This window comes from Lysobacter sp. DMC104 (assembly GCF_056313665.1).
This window is the reverse complement of record NZ_JBQUZW010000006.1, coordinates 159365-177279: the sequence shown is the minus strand read 5'-3', so window position 1 is coordinate 177279 and position 17915 is coordinate 159365. Positions and strand designations below refer to the sequence as shown.

Here is a 17915-nt window from a genome sequence, read left to right as displayed (position 1 = left end):
CCCCGTCGGTCGCGCCCGACGCTGCGCGTCGGGTGCACGGTCTTCGCAGGGTTTTTCGACAGCACGTCCGTGTGCTGGTCGAAAAACGCGCGGCTTCCTGCCGCGCGCCCTTCGGGCCTGATCCGCGAAGCCCGTCGCGACCAGGGGCCCCGGCAGATCAAGACCAAAACCGGCTCACGAATGTCGTCGAGACATGAGTGCCAGAGGATTCCGCGAAAATTTGTGGGGATACCTCAGGCTCTGGCCCACCATCATGATCTGAATTTTTTAGTGGCTCTGAGGCTCAATTATTAAGAGTCGGCCCTGGATGTGGGGGGGGTAATGTTCATGAATTGAAACCGTTCCGGGTTCGGATGAAACGAATAGAAGTATTGCATCTCGAATTCCGCTGAATTGCATATAATTTTCCACCTGTGCAATTGCAATCTGTTTGTTCTTCTTGAAGTATCGCTTCAATTCAACAATAACTTGTTCTTCGCCGCGACGAAGTAGTAGGTCGGCACGAATTTCGTGAGCGGTGGAAATTTTCTCCTCAATGGAGATTTGTATGTCAGGTGCTATCGATGCAAGAAACCCGTGAAGTGCGCCGAGATACTGCATTTCGAATCGATGGGTGCCGCCAGTGTGGGCCGTTGTGGTAACGAACTGCTGGAGCAAATCGGCAGCGCGGTCGACAAGGCGAGATGCCCGCGTGGTCTCAAGGTGTGATCTGAGTTCATCCTTGCGTGCGTCTGCTTCTGCCTGAGCTTTCATGAAAGAAATTCTCTCGGCGATCTGATCAATCATCATGCACGCAAAGGCGGCCACCGAGACAATGGCGAGGAAGGCCTCGCTTTCGTCAAAATCGAGCTTGTAGTCATGAGTTGACGGGTTTCGCCATTCTGTACGGTAGTTCGTCAGTTGGCTGAGGACGCGTTCCCGGAAAAGACGGTTATTCTCAAGATACTTTTCCACGTCGTATGGACGCTTGTGTGTTGGGTCTTGTCCGGCTAGTACACGGTACGCCTCTTTGACGCTGCCTTCAAACGCCTGATTCGTTCTGTATATTGCGTCTGTGTATGCTGTCTCATCCCCTCCGGATTGACCTCTTGCCAAATGGCGATGCGCTGTTTCGATATGTAGTAGCACCGCTCGAAGTCCAGGCATGTAATCGCCTTCATCGAGCGCATCGATCTTATGCTTGAGCGTGGCGACTAGGTCCATAAAGGTCTATGTGGTGGTTGAGGCATACCTATCAGGGATGAGGCGGAATCGCCACAGGCGATTCCGCCTTAAAGATGCAAACATCGAATGACCTCAGATCACTCCTCCTCATGCCTAGGCTTGTAAGCCTCCACCAACTTCGCCTGCACCTGCGGGGGCACGGGTTCGTAGTGGCTGAAGTCGAGTGAGTAGCGGCCGCGGCCGGCGGTGATGGACTTGAGTTCGGCGGCGTAGCCTTCGAGTTCGGACAGCGGGACCTGCGCCTTCACCACGATCTCGCCGCCGCGCAGCGCATCGGTGCCGCTGATGCGGGCGCGCTTCGACGACAGGCCACCGCTGATGTCGCCCATGTGCGCTTCGGGCGCGGCGACTTCGAGGTCGACGATCGGTTCCAGCACCTGCGGGCGGGCCTTGAGGATGGCGTCGAGGAAGGCCTTCTTGCCGGCGGCAATGAACGCCACTTCCTTGCTGTCGACCGGATGGTGCTTGCCGTCGTACACGATCACGCGCACGTCCTGCATCGGGTAGCCGGCGACGGCGCCGCCGGCCAGCACCTGGCGCACGCCTTTCTCGACCGCGGGCAGGAACTGCCCGGGAATCGTGCCGCCCTTCACTTCGTCGACGAACTCGAAGCCGGTGCCGCGGGGCAGGGGTTCGATGCGCAGGAACACTTCGCCGAACTGGCCGGCGCCGCCGGTCTGCTTCTTGTGGCGATGATGCCCTTCGGCATTCGCGGCGATCGTCTCGCGGAAGGCGATGCGCGGCGGACGCGTCGTCACCTCCACGCTGAAGCGGTCCTTCAGTCGCTGCAGGTGGATGCGCAGGTGCAGGTCGGACAGGCCGCGGATCACGGTTTCGTTGGTCTCGACCTCGTGCTCGACGTGGAAGCAGGGATCTTCCTCGGCCAGCTTGTGCAGCGCGATCGCGAGTTTCTGTTCGTGGCCTTTGCTGGCCGCCTCGACCGCGAGGCCGAACATCGGCTTCGGGAATTCCAGCGGCGCGAGGTGGATCTGGTCCTCGTCGTGGCTGTCGTGCAGCACGGCGTCGAAATGCAGGTCGTCGACCTTCGCGACCGCGGCGATGTCGCCGGGAATGGCGTGATCGACCTCGACGTGGTCCTTGCCCTTCATCTTGAACAGGTGGCCGACCTTGAACGGCTTGCGGCCGTCGTCGACGAACAACTGCGTGTCCTTCTTCACCGTGCCCTGGTAGACGCGGAAGATGCCGAGCTTGCCGACGAAGGGATCGTTGACGATGCGGAACACGTCGGCGATGACGTGCGCGGCGGGATCGGGCATGGCGGTGATGGCTTCGGCGGCGTCGCCGATGCCCTTCACGAACGGCGGCGGGTTGGCTTCGCCCGGATGCGGGAACAGTTTCTCGGCGATGTCGAGCAGTTCCTTCACGCCGGCGCCGGTGCGCGCGGACACGAAGCACACGGGCACGAGATGGCCTTCGCGCAGGCATTGCTCGAACGCGTCGTGCAGTTCCTGGCCGGCGAGGCCTTCCTCGCCCACTTCCAGGAAATGGTCCATCACCTGTTCGTTGATCTCGACCACCTGGTCGATGATGCGCTGGTGCCAGTCGGCGACGGGGCCGAGGTCGCTGTCGCCCATGGGCGCGCCGAAGCAGTCGACGACGGCGCTGCCGCCGTGTGCGGGCAGGTTGAGCGGCAGGACTTCGTTGCCGAAGGTCTCGCGCAACTCGTCGAGCAGGGCGCGGAGATCGGCGCCGTCGTGGTCGATCTTGTTGACGACGATGACGCGGCAGAGGCGGCGGGCCTGGGCGTACTCCATCATGCGTCGGGTGCCGTAGCCGATGCCGGCGTCGGCATCGACCACCACGGCGACGGTCTCCACCGCCGCGAGCGCGGACAGGGTGGGGCCGCGGAAATCGGGATAGCCGGGGGTGTCGATCAGGTTGACATGGATGCCAGCGTGATCCGTGCTGGCGATGGCGGCGTCGATGGAATGGCCGCGTTCCTTCTCGATCGGATCGAAGTCGGACACCGTGGTGCCGCGTTCGATGGTGCCTGCCGTCTGGACGGCGCCGCCGGCATGCAGCAGGGCTTCGAAGAGCGTGGTTTTGCCGGCGCCGGGGTGGCCTGCGAGGGCCACATTGCGGATTTGTGCTGTGCTGTAGGACATGAGCGACGCTCCTTTCGCGAAGGCGGTGAAGGAATGCCGTCATGGCTGTCCGCGGTGGGAGCCCGGCCTTCCGAGCGGCGCTCGGCGGGCGGTCATGGCGGGGCGCCTGTTGGCGCCCGACAAGCATCGGAAGTTCGTCGATGCGGGTCAAGCCGCGCCGCGGCACGACGCGTCGCGGAATTGATCGATGTCAATCGGCGTGGCCGATCGCTTCATGCCCGCGCTCAGGCGTGGCGTCGTGTGCGCGAGAACGCCCACGCGCGGCCGTGGCCGGCGGCGAAGGCGAGATGGATCCACGTCATCGCGAACGGTTCGAGCCAGCGCGCGGTCTGCAGCGCGCCGGCATCGACCGCGTCGAAGCCCATGCGTGCGACCAGTGCGAGCACGGTCGCGCGCGCGTCCGCGTCGTCGGACGCGACGGGCATGAACACCGGCGCGTCGAGCGCGCGCGGGTCGGCCATGTTCTCGGCGCCGGTGACGTTGAAGCACTTCACGACGCGGGCGTTGGCAGCGCGTGCCGCGATCTGCTCGCCGGCCGAGCTGGTGGTGCCGAGGGTCAGGCCCGACAGCCCGGGCGCCAGCGGATTGGTGGCGTCGACCAGAATGCGGCCCTGCCAGTCCGGCACGGCGACGGCGATCTCCAGCGCCGCGGCGTAGGGCACGGCGAGGATGACGATGTCGGCGCCGTCGAGGGCGTCGGCGACGCTGCCGACGTCCGCGCCGAGCGCGGCGGCGAGGTCGCGGTGCTTGCCGGGATCGGGCACGCCGAAACGCACGCGCTCGCCGAGCGCGATCAGGTTGCGGGCAAGGGCGGTGCCGACGTTGCCAGCACCGAGGATGGCGATGGGACGGGACGCAGTGGTCATGGCGGAAGTCCGTGTCGTGGAAGGAGAAAGGGTCGCCCGCGCTGGCGTCACCAGCGCAGGAACGGCATCGGCCGCAGCGGATGGCGCAGCCACCAGCCGAGGGCGCGGGCGAGGAGGAAACGGTGGAAGCCGGCGTTCGGGAACGTCGCCGAGAGCCGGCGCAGAAACGCGCGCGGCACCCCGGCGCGCACCGCGCCGAGCGAGAAGTCGACGAGGTCGGCCTGCCGCAGCACCTCGACCAGCGGCGTCGCCGGGTCGCGCCACGGGCGGAGCCGATGGTGCAGGCCGATCATCAGCCGGATCTCGTCCGTCCACGCGGCCAGCCCGTTGCGCGCGAGCCAGGCCGCGGCTTCGGCCTCGGACGGCGGCAGGTAGTCGACCGTCTGCGCCGACCACAGGCCGATGTCGTGGAAGGCGAGGGCGATCGCCAGCTTGCGACGTTCTTCGTCGTTGCAGGCGCGCAGTTGCAGGCAGACGTTGAAGACCCGGTAGACGTGGCCGCGGTAGCCGTCGAACGCCGGCCCGATCGCGTCGCGCCAGTCAGCGAGGATGGCGTCGATTGCCGGCTCGTCGACGAGGATGGCGGGTGCGTGCGAAGACGAGGACATGGTCGGGCTCCGGTGCAGGCGATGCGCGCAGCATCCGGGTTGCCGGGTTCCTGATAAATCAGGATCATCAAGACATTTCGTTGCCGAAAAAGACAACAATGGAGCTGTCCCGCCTGCGTGCCTTCGTCACCGTCGTCCAGAGCGGCAGCTTCACCCGCGCCGCGGACGTGCTGCGCACCCAGAAGGCGCGGGTCAGCCGCCAGATCGGCGAACTGGAGGCCGAGCTGGGCGTGCGCCTGCTGGAGCGCACCACGCGCGCGCTGCGCCTGACCGAGATCGGCCGCGAGGTGCATGCGCGGGCGGTGGGCATCCTCGCCGCCGTCGAGGACACCGAACGCGTCGCGCAGGCGTCCCGGGGCGAGCCGCAGGGCCTGCTGCGGGTGACGATGCCGATGGAGTTCGGCCTGCTCGGCGGTTTCGCATGGGTGCGCTCGCTGCTGGCGCGGCATCCGGCGCTCTCGATCGAGGTCGACAGCAGCACGCGCATCGTCGATCTCGTGCACGAAGGCTTCGACCTGGCGATCCGGGTCGGGCCGCTGCAGGATTCCCGACTGGCGGCGCGGCGGCTGGGCACGCTGCGCTACGGCCTGTACGCCGCGCCGTCGTACCTGCGCGAACGCGGCACGCCGGACGACCCAGTGGCGCTGGCCGGGCACGTCGCCGTGGCCTTCGCGCCGGGCGGGCGTGTGGCGCCGATGCGGCTGCGCGGGCCGGCGGGCGAGCGCGTCGACATCGACATGCCGCCGCGGCTGCGCGTCGACAGCCGCTTCGCCCAGCGCGACGCTGCGCTGGACGGCCTGGGCATCGCCGACCTGCTCGAATCGATCGCCGCCGACGACATCGCTGCCGGCCGGCTGGTGCCGGTGCTGCCGGCGTGGCGCGGCGACGACGTGCCGGTGCACGCGGTGTTCCCCAGCGCGCGCTTCCTGACCCCCAGCGTGCGGGCCTTCATCGAGCACGCGGTGGCGCATTTTCCGGCGTAGACTCGGTCGACCTCACAGGAGCTTCGCCATGGCTTTCAAACGCATCGCCACCGCCCGCTGGGAGGGCGACCTGATGTCCGGCAAGGGTGCGATGAGCACGCCGCAGAGCGGGCTGTTCGCCGACCAGAACTATTCCTTCAAGACGCGCTTCGGCGACGAGACCGGCACCAATCCGGAAGAATTGCTCGCCGCTGCGCACGCCGGCTGCTTCAGCATGGCGCTGTGCGCCGTGCTCGGCCGCGCCGGCTTCACCCCGACCCGCATCGAGACCCGCGCCGAGGCGACGATGGAACCGGGTATGGACCCGGGCCCGACCGTCACCGGCGTGCACCTGGTCGTCGATGCCACAGTGCCGGGCATCGACGCCGCGCAGTTCGAGCAGATCGCCCAAGCCGCGAAAGCCGGCTGCGTGATCTCGCGCGCGCTGGCCGTGCCGGTGACGCTGGAAGCGACACTGGCCTGAGCTTTACCCGGGCGGCCGCGTGCCGCCCCGACGCCCCCACGTCGACCGCAACCGTGTTCACCGCGTCGGATGCCGGAGTCCGCATCCGCCGCGTTAGTTGCAGGTGTCGGGCGCGACCGTCGACGGCGCCCATCGCAGAGGGGAGGGCGTCACCATGACAACGCGCAACAAGACCGCGCGGACATTGCGCTTCGTGCTGCTGGCCACGCTGGTCGCATTCGAGTGCGCGGCCGCGGGCGGTGCCCGGCAGGCGCCGCGCGCGCAGCCGGAACAGGCCCAGGCGCCGGCGCCGATGCCGCGCGCGGTCGTCGTCCACAGCGACGGCACGGTGTCCGGCGGCCTGCCCGGCAGCAGTGGGCAGGGCAAGATCATCAGCTTCAGCAGCACGGACGCCAAGGGCGATTGCCCGGCCGGCGCGACCAAGATCGAGCGCTGCCACGGCGTGTATCCGAACGGCACGAACTGGGAAATCGCGCCCTGCTGCCGGACCGAAACCGACTGACCGCATGCGTCGCGACCGGCGCCCGCGTGGCGCCGGTCGCGGTCGCGTTCAAAGTGTCTTCGGCACCGTCACGATGACCGCGCCTCCGACCGGATCCGGCGCGAAGGTCGTGATCTTGTCGCGCAGGTCGGCGTACCACGCCAGCTCGATCCGCTCCGGCGGCCCGAACGCGCGCTCGAAGGCATCGATCGTCGCGCCTTCGGCCAGCACCCGCTTGAACGCCGCCGCATGGCGGCCGCCGTCGCCGTGCAGCAGGAAGTGCACGAGGCTCCAGTACTCGACGTAGTAGAGATTGAGGTTGCGCTCGAACGGCGGCGCGTCGACGCCGGTGATCAGCGCGCGCAGCGGGATGATCCGGCCGCGGCGCACGTCACGATCGAGGCTGCCGCTCAAACCCAGGCCGCCGAGCTTCCAGACCGGGTAAGTGTCAGGATCGATGCGGCCCGGATGCAGCACGCCGTCGCGCAGTTCGCTGGTGCCGAAATACGCCGCGAGGCCCTCGTTCGCCCATTTCGGCAGGGTGAGGCCCGCGACCTCGGTGTTCAGCTGATGCGTCGCTTCGTGCAGCATCCAGTGGTATGGATTGGGCTCGCCCGCCGGGAAGTACGCGTAGCAGGTCGGGCGGCGGTAGTAGGCCTCGGCCCACCAGAAGCTGCGGTTGTAGCTGCGGAACTGCGCGCGGTTCGCGTACAGCGTCAACTGCAGCTTGTCGCCGTTCGCGAACGCCTGCCGTGGAGTGACATCGCGGAAGAAGTCCATGTAGGCGGTGTGCAGCGCCTCGACGGCATCGGCGACCTGACGCGTCTGCGCGTCGTCGGCGGTGGAGGCGATGCGGTAATGCGCCGTCTCCACCGTGCGCGCGCCGGCCAGCGGCGGTTCGGGCTGCGCCCAGCGGCGTGCCCATTCCGCGCGCCGCGCCGCCGCCGCGCGTTTCTGCGCGATGACGGCGCCGCGTTCGAGCGCGCGTTGTTCGTGGATCCAGTGGCGCCAGTAGAGGCCGATGGCGGCGAGAACGCAGAGTGTCCCCGCCAGCTTCAGCGCAGTCGCACGGCGCATCGGCTCAGTCGAGCCTGAAAGTGATGGTCACGGTGGCGGCGACGCGCAATTCGCCGCGGGCGAAGGTGTCGCCGCCGGCCAGTGCGCCGGGCGCGGCGAAGCCGCCGATGGCCACATTCGCGTAGGGCTGCGCGGACATCCCGCGATCGCCTTCGACGATCCCGATGGCCTTGCCGATGGTCTGGCCCAGCGCGCCGGCCATGGCTGCGGCCTTGTCGCGGGCCGCCTTCATCGCCAGCAGGCGCGCGGCTTCGCGGTGCTCGCGCGCCTTCGAGTCCTCCAGCCGCACGCTGTCCACTTCGGTGATGCCGGTGCCGAGCAGGTCGCCGTAGAACGCCTCGAAGCGCGACAGGTCCGACAACCGGATCACCAGCGTGCTCGTCACGAGGTAGCCGCGGACCGGGGCGCTGCGTCGCTCTTCGTCGGTGACGCTGGATCGGCTGCGCGACTCGCGGACGACGTCCATCCGCAGGTTCGGCGTCTGCAGATCGCGCTCCGGCACGCCGTGACGGCGGGCGAGCGCCAGCACGTCCTGCATGGCGCGGTCGTGCTCGCGCTTCGCGGCCTGCAACTCGCGGTGGAAGCGCTCCACCCGCAGCGTCAGCACCGCCACGTCCGGTTCGACGTTCACTTCGCTGGTTGCGGTGACGGTGATGGCGGGTGTTTCGGGTGTCTCCGCCGCGAACACCGGCGAGGTTGCGGCAACGGATGCCAACGCGAGGGCGAGCAGGGCGTTGCGGATGGACAGGTGGCGGATGGACATGCTGCGCTCCGGTGCGGGGGAATCGCCGGATTCTGGCATGCGCGGCCGGGTGCGGCTTCAGCCCTCGTCGACGCGCTGCGCCGGGTCGCCGATCTCCAGTCCGCGCAGGATCACGCTGGCCTGGGTACGGTTGCGGGCGCCGAGTTTCTCGAAGATCGCGCTGAGGTGCGCCTTCACCGTGCGTTCCTGCACATCGAGACGGTCGGCGATCTGCTTGTTGAGCAGGCCTTCGGCGACCAGCGCCAGCACGCGGAATTGCTGCGGCGTGAGGCTGGCGAGGCGGGCGGCGAGGTCGGCGTCGTCGGGCGCGGAGCGGGCGCGCGCGACCGCGGGACGCAGCGCCGGCGGCAGCCATTCCTCGCAGGCCAGCACGGCGCGGATGGCGTCGCGCAGTTCCTCCAGCCCGGCGCTCTTGGGGATGTAGCCGGCGGCGCCGTGGTCCAGCGCGCGGCGGATGATCTGCGGGTCCTCGTTCGCCGACACCAGCGCGACCGCGACCGCGGGGAACTGCGCGCGGATCGCGGCGAGGCCGGCGAGGCCGTGGTTGCCGGGCATGTGCAGGTCCAGCAGCACCAGGTCGATGTCGGGGCGCGCCTCCAGCGTGGCGAGGACCTCGTCGAGCGACGCCGCCTCGCAGGTGGTCACGCCTTCCGCGGCTTCGACCGCCGCGCCGCGCAAGGCAGCCCGGAACAGGGGGTGGTCGTCGGCGATGAGCAACTGCGGCATGGACGCGGGTACGGCGGGTGATCCGGTCAAGCCTAACAGGCGCGGCCGACCCCGGGCGTCGCGATGCTGCATCGCCGCACTCGTACCAAAGTACGATGCCGCGGGCCGCCGCGGCTGCTACGTTGGAAAGTCATGACCGCCTTCCCTTTGCGCGCCCTGCCGCGCCCGCGTTCCGCCTCCGTCCGCACCGCGCTGCTTGCCGCGCTGCTCGCGCCCCTGCTGGCCGCCTGCGCCGGCGCGCCTGCGCGCGGATCGGCCGCCAACGCCTCTCTTGCCGGAGCCCCCACGATGTTCAGCGCCGAGCGCGACACCCTCCACCGCGACGGCGACGATCTGCTGACCGCGGGGCTCGGCCTGGCCGGCCTGCGCAACCTCGCACCGCCGCCGTTCGCCGATCCCGCCGCGCCCACGCCGGCGGAACTGCGGCGCCGGGCGATCTGGAGCAACTGGCGCGGCATCGCCGACCTCGCCCCGGGTGGCGGCTACGGCGAGCTCTACGGCAGCACCGCCGCGGTGCCGGGTCGTGAATACGCGGCGCTGGCGCGCCTGCCCGGCGCGCACCAGCCGCACCGCGTGGTGACGCAGGTGCCGGACGGCTTCGACCGCAAGCGTCGCTGCCTCGTGGTGTCGCCGTCGTCGGGGTCGCGCGGCGTGTACGGCGCGATTTCGGTCGCCGGCGCCTGGGGCCTGCCGAAGGGCTGCGCCGTCGCCTACACCGACAAGGGCACCGGCACCGACTATTTCGATCTCGACGCCGGCCTCGGCGTGCGCGCGGACGGCACCGTCGGCGCGGCAAAGGACGGCGATCTCGCGTTCGCGCCGACCGCGACCGCCGGCGCGCAGGGTGTCGCGTTCCGCCATGCGCATTCGCAGGACAACCCCGAGGCCGACTGGGGCCGGCACGTGCGCCAGGCCGCCGAGTTCGGCCTGCATGCGCTGGACCGCGCCTTCCCCGACGACGCGCCGTTCACCTTCGCGAACACCAAGGTGATCGCGGTCGGCATCTCCAACGGCGGCGGCGCGGTGCTGCGCGCGGCCGAACTGGACGGCGACTGGCTGGACGCGGTCGTCGCCGGGGAGCCCAGCGTGTACGCGGACGCCGCCGGCGCGCGTGCGCTGTACGACTACACCACCGAGGCCGCGCTGCTGATGCCGTGCGCGCTGCTCGGCATGGACAACCTGCCGCAGCCGCCGTTGCAGGCGCAGGCGAAGCCGCTGTGGACGCTGCAGTGCGCGTCGCTGCGCGCGGCGGGCCTGATCGATGGCGACGACGCGCCCGCGCAGTCGCGCGACGCGCACGCGCGGTTGCGCGCGCACGGCTGGACCGAGGAGGCGCTGCGTGCGGGGGCGCTGAGCGTCGGCTTCGACCTGTGGCGCGCCGTCGCCGTCACCTACGCCTCCGCCTACGGCCGTTACGGCGTGGGCGAGCATCCCTGCGGTTACGCGTTCGCGATGCACGATGCCGCCGGCGCGCTGCGCGCCGCGACCGTGGCCGAACGCGCCGCGTGGTGGAGCGACGCCAGCGGCATCCCGCCGGGTGCCGGGGTCGGCATCATCGATCAGGTGGCGAAGGCCGATCCCGGCCTGACCCGCCTGCGCTGCCTGCGCGACCTGTGGGGCGGGGCGTCGGTCGACGCCGACCGCGTGCGCAAGGGCATCGCCGAGACCCGCGCGGGCCTGCCGCGCGCCGGGCTGCCGGTGACCGTGATCCACGGCGTCGACGACGGCCTGATCCCGATGGCCTTCACCAGCGCGCCCTACGTCGCCCACGCCCGCGCCGCGGGCCGCGACGTGCGCTTCTGGCAGGTGCGCCACGCACAGCATTTCGACGCCTTCCTCGGCCTGCCCGACTACGGCGCGCGCTACCTGCCCATGCTGCCCTACGTCTACGCCGCGCTCGATCGCACGCTCGCCTCGCTGGAAGGCGAGGGCGCGCTGCCGGTTGACGCCACCTTCGACACCGTGCCGCGCGCCGGCAAGCCGCTGGCGGCGGAGCATCTGGCGCTGCACTGATCCGAGGCGGCTTGAGCGCCGCCCCCGTCGTTGGCAGGCTGGCGGGATGACCGACGGACGCATGCCATCGACGCGGGCGGCGCGCAGCAGGCTCCCCTTCCTCGCGGGGTGCCTGTCCTGTGTCGTGGCGGGCTGCCACGGGCCGGAGACGGCCTCGCCCGCGTCCGCGTCGGCCCGGGCAGCCGAAACGCGCGACATCTCGCCCGCAGCCGTGGTGCCCGAGGACGTTGATTTGCCCTTCGCAGGCGAACGCGACGTGGCCGCGGAGGCCTTCTTCGCGGCGTTGCGCGCCGAGCTGCCTGCACAGGAAGCCTCCGTTGCAGTCCGTGACGACTGGGCCCGGCTGCGCAAGGCACACGACCTCGCCGACGATCCCGCGCTGTTCGCCGACTTCGTGCGCGTGCGCCTCGCCTTCGAGGCCACGCGCGCCGGCGGGCTGTGGGGACTGGAGTGGCGGATCACCGACCAGGAGCCGCGTTCGGACCGGGTCTGGGCGCAGTGGCGCGACGCCGTGCCATCGGATCGGTTGCCGCTGCACACCGCGATCGCCGAATGCGACGAACTGTCGGCGCTGTTCGCCGTGGTCGCGCACGCGCTAGGACTGTCGTCGCGCTCGCGCGTCGGCCTGTTCTGGCCGGCCTCGAACCATACCGTGGCGGTCTGGGCCTTCGCCGGCGCCGACGGGCGCGAGGTCCGCGTGGTCGTGCCGACCTCGCAGATCTTCCTCGACGGCGCGCAGGGCCTCGATACCCGGGCGTTCGATCCGTGGACGCAGCCGCGGCTGTACGACTACCGGCGTGCGGATGCCGCGAACATGCGCCTGCCTGCGGCGCTGGCGCGGCAGTTCGTGGCCGAGGCGCGCCGCAGCGGCACGCTGTCCGCTGCCGCGTTGCAGGCATTGCGCAACCGGCGCGAGTACGATCAGCGGGTGGCCGCCTCCGCCGGCCGGGAGCACTGAAGGCATGATCCGCCGCCATTTCTCGATGCTGCGCGACTTCCACCTGGCCGACTGGCTGACGCTGGCCAACGCCTTCTGCGGTGTGAGCGCGGTGTTCTGCGCGCTGCGCTACATGCAGTCCGGCAACAAGCACGACCTGCTGATCGGCGCGGCGCTGGTGCCGCTGGCGTTCGTGTTCGACGCACTCGACGGCCGGGTGGCGCGCTGGCGGCAGTCGTCGTCGACGCTGGGCCGCGAGCTGGATTCGCTGGCCGACGTGATCTCGTTCGGCGTCGCGCCGGCGGCGCTGGGCTTCGCGGCGGGCCTGCAGGGGTTCTGGGACTGGCTGGTGCTGGGCTATTTCGTCTGCTGCGGCGTCAGCCGGCTGGCGCGCTTCAACATCACCGCCGAGCAACTGGCCGGCGAGGACGACAAGGTCAAGTATTTCGAGGGCACGCCGATCCCGACCAGCCTCGCACTGGTGGTCATGCTGGTGATGGCGGTCGACGCCGGCCGCATCGGCCACGATTTCTGGTTCGGCGCGTATCGCGCGGCCGGCGGCCTGTTCCATCCGCTGGTGCTGGCCTACGCGCTGTCCGGCTCGCTGATGATCAGCAAGACCCTGCGCATCCCGAAGTGGTGAGCGACCGGCGCCCTGCGCGGGCGTTGCATGGCTCGACCAAGGTCTGAAGACCGACCGATCGATGGCCGGCCGCATCGATGATGCACTGCGGCAGCCGTTGCTATGATGGCCGCCTCTGACCGGGAGCGATGCGATGTGGACTGCAGGCGGGGCGGGTGGTCATGGATTCGGATCGGGATTCGGATCCGGAGCCGGATTCGGCGGCACGCCTGATGTCGGCGCGCTGGCCCAGCAGTACTGGCGGGCGATGACCGACGCGATGCGCATGGCCGGCGGCGGTGCGCCGCAGGATCCCTGGCGTGCAGCGCTCGACGGCTGGACCCGGCTCGCCGGCGGCGCACCGCGCAACGACGTCGCCGATCTCGTCGAACGCTTCTCCGCGCAGGCGCGGCAGTGGTTCGGGGCAATGCAGGGCGTCGCCGAACAGTTCTCCGGCCGTGCGGCCAGCGCCGGCGACATCGCCGCGGCATGGAAGCAGGCCATGGGCGGCGGACAGGCCTTCGGCGGCATCTTCGACGCGCTCGGCGGCCGCGGCCAGACCGGGTTCGACACGTGGTACGCGCAGGTCGCGCCGCTGCTGTCCGCGATGCCGCTGGGCGCGGCGTTCGGCGGCCTGCGCCAGGACAGCCTGCACTGGTTGCAGATGCCGGCGTTCGGGCCGGCACGCGAGCACCAGGAACGCTGGCAGGCGCTCGCAGCGGCGATGCTCGACCTGCAGCAGAAGAACGACGATTACAGCCAGCTGATGCTGGAAGCCGGGCGCGATGCGTTCGAGCGCTTCGAGCGCAAGCTGGCCGAGCGCAGCGAGCCGGGCCGCCAGTTGCAGTCCGCCCGCGCGCTGTTCGACCTGTGGATCGACGCGGCCGAGGAGGCGTACGCCGAGATCGCGCTGTCGCCGCGCTTCCGCCGCGTCTACGGCGATCTGGTGAACGCGCAGATGCGCGTCCGCGCCGGCGTGCAGGGCGAGATCGAACGCATGGGCAGTCTGCTCGGTCTGCCGGGCCGTACCGAAGTCGACGCCGCGCATCGCCGCATCGCCGAACTCGAACGCCAGGTGCGTCGCCTCGCCGCAGGTCGCACTGCCGAACCGGCGCGTCGTCCGGTCGCGGCGCCGGTCGAACCCGCACCGGAACAGGCGACTGCCGAGACGAAGCCTGCGCCCGCGCGCAAGCCGCGTGCGGCGAAGGCGCCCGTCGTGAGGGCGGTGCCCGACAAGACGCCGGCCGCGAAGAAAAAAGCCGCGACGAAGAAGGCGGCGACGAAACCGGCCGCCGTGAAACAAACCGCCGTGAAGCCGGCCGCCGCGACCGCGCGCCCGGCGACCCGGCGCGCGCCGCGTCCGGCGATCGCCGCCATCCCGATGCCCGAGCCGCTGAAGCCGATGCCGGCCAAGGCCGCGAAGAGGACGCGCTGAGATGTACGACTCCCCGTTCGATCTCTCGCCCGAGAAGCTGGCCGAAGAAGCCGCTACCGTGCAGCGCAAGCTGGGCGCCGGCCTGACCACGCTCGGCGAACTCGGCGACGTGCATTACGGCGTCACCGACAAGGAAGAAGTCTGGCGCGACGGCAAGGTCGTGCTGTACCGCTTCAAGGGCCCGCGCGCGCCGACCGCGAAGGTGCCGCTCCTGATCTGCTACGCGCTGGTCAATCGGCCGTACATGGTCGACCTGCAGGACGACCGCTCACTGGTGAAGAACCTGCTGGCGCTGGGCGAGGACGTGTACCTCATCGACTGGGGCTACACCGACCGCTCGGACCGCTTCCTCACGCTGGAGGACTACATCGAGCGCTTCCTCGGCGGCGCGGTCGACCACCTGCGCCATGCGCACCGGCTGGACGCGATCAACCTGCTCGGCATCTGCCAGGGCGGCGCGTTCTCGCTGAGCTACAGCGCGTTGCATCCGCACAAGGTGAAGAACCTCATCACCATGGTGACGCCAGTGGATTTCCACACCGACGACAACATGCTGTCGAACTGGACGCGCGGCCTCGACATCGACCTGTTCGTCGACACGCTGGGCAACGTGCCGGCCGACCTGATGAACCACTGTTACCTCACGCTCAAGCCGTGGCGGCTGTTCGTGCAGAAGTACGTGGGCATGGTCGACATCCTCGACGACCGCAAGGCGATGGAGGATTTCCTGCGCATGGAGCAGTGGATCTTCGATTCGCCGGACCAGGCGGGCGAGGCGTTCCGCCAGTTCATCAAGCAGTACTACCAGGGCAACGGCTTCGTGAACGGCGGGATCGAGATCGGCGGCCGTCCGGTCGACCTCGGCTTCGTCGACATGCCGGTGCTGAACATCTACGCCGAGCAGGACCACCTGGTGCCGCCGTCGGCGTCGAAGCCGCTGGGCGGGCTGGTCGGCAGCGCCGATTATTCCGAGCTGTCGTTCCGCGGCGGCCACATCGGCATCTACGTGTCCGGGCGTGCGCAGAAGGAAGTGCCCGGCGCGATCCACGACTGGCTGGCGAGGCGCGCACGATGACATCGAAATTCCGTTTCCTCGCGGCCGCGGCGCTGGCCTTCGCCGGCGTCGCGTCGGCCGCGCCGGCGCCGCAGGCGCAGCGCGAGATCACCGCGCTGATCACCGGTCTGGGCGCCTCCGGCTGCCAGTTCGAGCGCAACGGCAGCTGGTACGACGCGAAGAAGGCGCAGGCACACCTGCAGCAGAAGTACGACTATCTGCGCAAGCGCGACATGGCCGACACCGCGGAGTTGTTCATCGAGCGCGCCGCGACCGAGAGCAGCATGAGCGGCAAGCCCTACCACGTGCGCTGCGCCGGCCATGCGGTGGAACCGTCGGCGCAGTGGTTCAAGCACCGGCTGCAGGCGCTGCGCGCTGCGCCGGCGGCGCACTGAGTCCGCGCCCGTGAGCACCGCGCCACGACTGGCCCGCATCCGCGACGGACGCGTCATCGCCGGTGTCGTCGGCGGCATCGCCGCACGCTTCGGCTGGAACCCCACGCTCACCCGCATCGGCTACGTGCTGGTGTCGGCGTTCTCGGCGGCGTTTCCCGGCATCCTCGTCTACATCGTGCTGTGGCTGCTGATCCCGGAAGCCCCCGAGGCCTGAGCCTCGCCCGCGGCGCGGCGTTCGCGCTCGGCGTGCTGTGGGCGGCACCGAACAGTCTGGCGGGACTGGTGGCCGGTCTGGCCGGCATGGCGCTGGGCGCGCGACCGGTGTTCGACCGGCGCGACCATGCGCTCGTCTTCCGGCGGTTCCCGCTGGGGCCGGGCGGGGCGATGACGCTGGGCAACGTGATCCTCTGCACCGGCGAGTCGCTCGACACGATGTGCGACACCTACGCGCACCGTGCCGGCTGGTGCATGCAGCCGCGCACGCGACTGGGCGACCACGAGCGCGCGCACGTGCTGCAGTACATGGCGCTGGGGCCGCTGTTCCTGCCGCTGTATTTCCTGCACGGTGGCGTGAGCGTGCGCAACCGCTTCGAGCGTGCGGCCGACCGCTACGCACTGACCGGCCGCGGCTGGTGGCCGTGGCTCAGCGCCAATTCCAGTGCGGCGACGAAGGAAGAGTGGGCGCGGCCGCCGGCGACGAAGCCGGACTGACGCGCCGCCGCCCGGTTCAGTAATCCGGCCGCAGCCGCACCGTTTCCATTTCGCGCTTCAGGCTGCGGCGGAAGATCGACGGCGCGAACCAGGTGTAGACGCAGAACGCCAGCCACGCGTAGCTCAACAGCGCGGCGGCATCGGGATGGCCTTCGACGCGCAGGGTCACGCCACACACGCGGTAGACCAGATACACGCCGACCAGCAGGGCGATGGTGCGGCGCTGCGTGCCGGCGGTCAGCCAGGTCTGGAGGCGCCACCACACGCCGAGCACCCAGCTCTGCCGCGCCTTGATCGCCGCGAGCAAGGTCAGCGCGCCGGCGTCGCCGGGGTCGTTCTGCAGCGCCCAGACCGCATGCGCGCGGGCGTCCTCGCCCCGACCCTCGGCCAGGTCGCAGTGTCCGAGCAGGGTCAGTGCATCGACATGCTCCGGATCGCGGCCGAGCGCGCGGTCGGCCAGCGCGCGGGCTTCGCCGCGGCGTCCGTCCTCGAACTCGATCCAGCCGTAGCGGGCGAGCGTGTCGGGGTTGTCCGGGTCCAACGCGTGCGCCTTGGCGATCTCGTCGCGGGCACGGTCCATGTGGCCCCGGCTGCGATGGAGCGCCGCCGCCAGCCGGTAGGCTTCCGGATGTTCGGGCGACAGCGAGCGCGCGGCGTCGATGTGCGCCTCGGCGGCCGGGAATTCACGGCGCGCGATCGACACCGCCGCCATCGCGAGGTGCGCCAGCGGCGCGTCCGGATCCAGCGTCACCGCCTGCGACGCTTCCAGCTTCGCGGCGTGCAGGCGGTTGCGCGAGACCAGGCACAGCGCGAGCGCCGCATGCGCGTCGGCATGGTCGGGCGCTTCGCCCAGCACGCGGGTCAGCACGTCGATGGCCTGGTCGACGTGGCCGTTGCGCATCAGGCGCAGGCCGTGGTCGAGCAGGCGTTCCAGGCGCAGGTCGTCGCTCATCGCAGCGCCTCGCTGAGGATGGCGGGCAGCAGCATCCCGTCGATCACGTTGCGCGACAGCAGGAAGCAGGCGAACAGGCCGATCGCGCCGTTGCGCAGCGTGCCGCCGTAATGGGTCAGCAGTTCCGCGCTGCGCGCCTGGCTGAGGTACAGCAGGTAGGCGAAGGTCAGCTTCACCGCCGGGTAGGCCAGTTCCGCGTACCGGACCGACGCCTCGCTTGCCAGCCAGTGACTCTCCATGCCGGAGGCGATGGCGAAGGACACCGCCACGCAGGCGAGCGGGCTGAGCAGCGCGTAGCCGTACTCGCGCGCCGCCGACACGCTGCCCAGCGCGCGGGTGTTGAACGCGAACCAGAGCAGGCCGATACCGTTGCCGCCGAGCATGCAGGCCAGCAGCGGCCACATCGGGTCGACGGCGTACTTCACCAGACCGGTGGGCCGGGGTTCGTCCGGGATGCGATAGCGCACGGTCGCCATGCG

The 17915-nt window shown here is 69.8% G+C and carries 20 protein-coding genes; 11 read left to right on the top strand and 9 right to left on the bottom strand.

Annotation, left to right across the window (positions count from 1 at the left end; genetic code table 11):
* Positions 1 to 267 precede the first annotated feature (267 nt).
* The 4 genes from ACT53R_RS09970 to ACT53R_RS09955 all read right to left on the bottom strand — a co-directional run bounded on the left by ACT53R_RS09970 (position 268) and on the right by ACT53R_RS09955 (position 4824).
* Positions 268 to 1203, bottom strand: coding sequence for a GxxExxY protein (locus tag ACT53R_RS09970; protein ID WP_476171717.1), 936 nt, complete (start codon positions 1201 to 1203; stop codon positions 268 to 270).
* Between the two features lie 98 nt (positions 1204 to 1301).
* Positions 1302 to 3350 carry an elongation factor G gene (fusA, locus tag ACT53R_RS09965; RefSeq protein ID WP_476171716.1) on the bottom strand — a complete coding sequence of 683 codons (2049 nt, stop codon included), beginning with the start codon at positions 3348 to 3350 and terminating at the stop codon, positions 1302 to 1304.
* Between the two features lie 224 nt (positions 3351 to 3574).
* Positions 3575 to 4216 (bottom strand): NADPH-dependent F420 reductase, encoded by a 642-nt coding sequence (locus ACT53R_RS09960; RefSeq protein WP_476171715.1) that lies wholly within the window; start codon positions 4214 to 4216, stop codon positions 3575 to 3577.
* Between the two features lie 47 nt (positions 4217 to 4263).
* Entirely contained in the window at positions 4264 to 4824 is a 561-nt protein-coding gene (locus tag ACT53R_RS09955) for a hypothetical protein (RefSeq protein ID WP_476171714.1), read from the bottom strand.
* A 98-nt stretch (positions 4825 to 4922) separates the two neighbouring features.
* On the opposite strand from ACT53R_RS09955, the gene ACT53R_RS09950 reads away from it, so the two are divergent.
* The 3 genes from ACT53R_RS09950 (at position 4923) to ACT53R_RS09940 (ending at position 6772) form a co-directional block, all read left to right on the top strand.
* Entirely contained in the window at positions 4923 to 5807 is an 885-nt protein-coding gene (locus ACT53R_RS09950; protein ID WP_476171713.1) for a LysR family transcriptional regulator, read from the top strand.
* 28 nt (positions 5808 to 5835) lie between these two features.
* Positions 5836 to 6270, top strand: a complete 435-nt coding sequence (locus ACT53R_RS09945) for an OsmC family protein (protein ID WP_476171712.1) — start codon at positions 5836 to 5838, stop codon at positions 6268 to 6270.
* A 154-nt stretch (positions 6271 to 6424) separates the two neighbouring features.
* On the top strand, positions 6425 to 6772 hold the full coding sequence (locus tag ACT53R_RS09940) for a hypothetical protein (protein ID WP_476171711.1): 348 nt from the start codon (positions 6425 to 6427) through the stop codon (positions 6770 to 6772).
* Positions 6773 to 6820: 48 nt separating this feature from the next.
* Here ACT53R_RS09940 and ACT53R_RS09935 read toward each other — a convergent pair whose 3' ends face one another.
* Genes ACT53R_RS09935 through ACT53R_RS09925 form a run of 3 tightly spaced genes read right to left on the bottom strand, consistent with a single transcriptional unit; the run spans position 6821 to position 9317 of the window.
* Complete coding sequence (locus ACT53R_RS09935; RefSeq protein ID WP_476171710.1) at positions 6821 to 7828, bottom strand: hypothetical protein; 1008 nt, start codon at positions 7826 to 7828, stop codon at positions 6821 to 6823.
* A 4-nt stretch (positions 7829 to 7832) separates the two neighbouring features.
* A complete protein-coding gene (locus tag ACT53R_RS09930; protein ID WP_476171709.1) occupies positions 7833 to 8591 on the bottom strand; it encodes an SIMPL domain-containing protein in 759 nt (252 codons plus the stop codon).
* A 57-nt stretch (positions 8592 to 8648) separates the two neighbouring features.
* Positions 8649 to 9317: a response regulator gene (locus ACT53R_RS09925; RefSeq protein WP_476171708.1), complete on the bottom strand. Its 669-nt coding sequence runs from the start codon at positions 9315 to 9317 to the stop codon at positions 8649 to 8651.
* Between the two features lie 132 nt (positions 9318 to 9449).
* Between ACT53R_RS09925 and ACT53R_RS09920 the strand changes: the two genes are divergently transcribed.
* The 8 genes from ACT53R_RS09920 to ACT53R_RS09885 all read left to right on the top strand — a co-directional run bounded on the left by ACT53R_RS09920 (position 9450) and on the right by ACT53R_RS09885 (position 16484).
* Positions 9450 to 11330, top strand: a complete 1881-nt coding sequence (locus ACT53R_RS09920) for a 3-hydroxybutyrate oligomer hydrolase family protein (RefSeq protein ID WP_476171707.1) — start codon at positions 9450 to 9452, stop codon at positions 11328 to 11330.
* 232 nt (positions 11331 to 11562) lie between these two features.
* Complete coding sequence (locus ACT53R_RS09915) at positions 11563 to 12288, top strand: hypothetical protein (RefSeq protein WP_476171706.1); 726 nt, start codon at positions 11563 to 11565, stop codon at positions 12286 to 12288.
* Positions 12289 to 12292: 4 nt separating this feature from the next.
* A complete protein-coding gene (locus ACT53R_RS09910; RefSeq protein WP_476171705.1) occupies positions 12293 to 12910 on the top strand; it encodes a CDP-alcohol phosphatidyltransferase family protein in 618 nt (205 codons plus the stop codon).
* A 133-nt stretch (positions 12911 to 13043) separates the two neighbouring features.
* On the top strand, positions 13044 to 14324 hold the full coding sequence (gene phaE, locus ACT53R_RS09905; protein WP_476171704.1) for a class III poly(R)-hydroxyalkanoic acid synthase subunit PhaE: 1281 nt from the start codon (positions 13044 to 13046) through the stop codon (positions 14322 to 14324).
* Between the two features lies 1 nt (position 14325).
* Complete coding sequence (locus tag ACT53R_RS09900; RefSeq protein ID WP_476171703.1) at positions 14326 to 15399, top strand: class III poly(R)-hydroxyalkanoic acid synthase subunit PhaC; 1074 nt, start codon at positions 14326 to 14328, stop codon at positions 15397 to 15399.
* Positions 15396 to 15773, top strand: coding sequence for a YfeK family protein (locus ACT53R_RS09895; protein ID WP_476171702.1), 378 nt, complete (start codon positions 15396 to 15398; stop codon positions 15771 to 15773). The genes ACT53R_RS09900 and ACT53R_RS09895 overlap by 4 nt, the downstream gene beginning before the upstream one ends.
* A 10-nt stretch (positions 15774 to 15783) precedes the next feature.
* Entirely contained in the window at positions 15784 to 15987 is a 204-nt protein-coding gene (locus ACT53R_RS09890; protein WP_476171701.1) for a PspC domain-containing protein, read from the top strand.
* On the top strand, positions 15954 to 16484 hold the full coding sequence (locus tag ACT53R_RS09885) for a hypothetical protein (protein WP_476171700.1): 531 nt from the start codon (positions 15954 to 15956) through the stop codon (positions 16482 to 16484). Before ACT53R_RS09890 ends, ACT53R_RS09885 begins: the two co-directional genes overlap by 34 nt.
* Positions 16485 to 16500: 16 nt before the next feature.
* Here ACT53R_RS09885 and ACT53R_RS09880 read toward each other — a convergent pair whose 3' ends face one another.
* Both ACT53R_RS09880 and ACT53R_RS09875 read right to left on the bottom strand, forming a co-directional pair.
* On the bottom strand, positions 16501 to 17436 hold the full coding sequence (locus ACT53R_RS09880; RefSeq protein WP_476171699.1) for a tetratricopeptide repeat protein: 936 nt from the start codon (positions 17434 to 17436) through the stop codon (positions 16501 to 16503).
* Entirely contained in the window at positions 17433 to 17912 is a 480-nt protein-coding gene (locus ACT53R_RS09875) for a hypothetical protein (RefSeq protein ID WP_476171698.1), read from the bottom strand. The genes ACT53R_RS09880 and ACT53R_RS09875 overlap by 4 nt, the downstream gene beginning before the upstream one ends.
* Between the last annotated feature and the right edge of the window lie 3 nt (positions 17913 to 17915).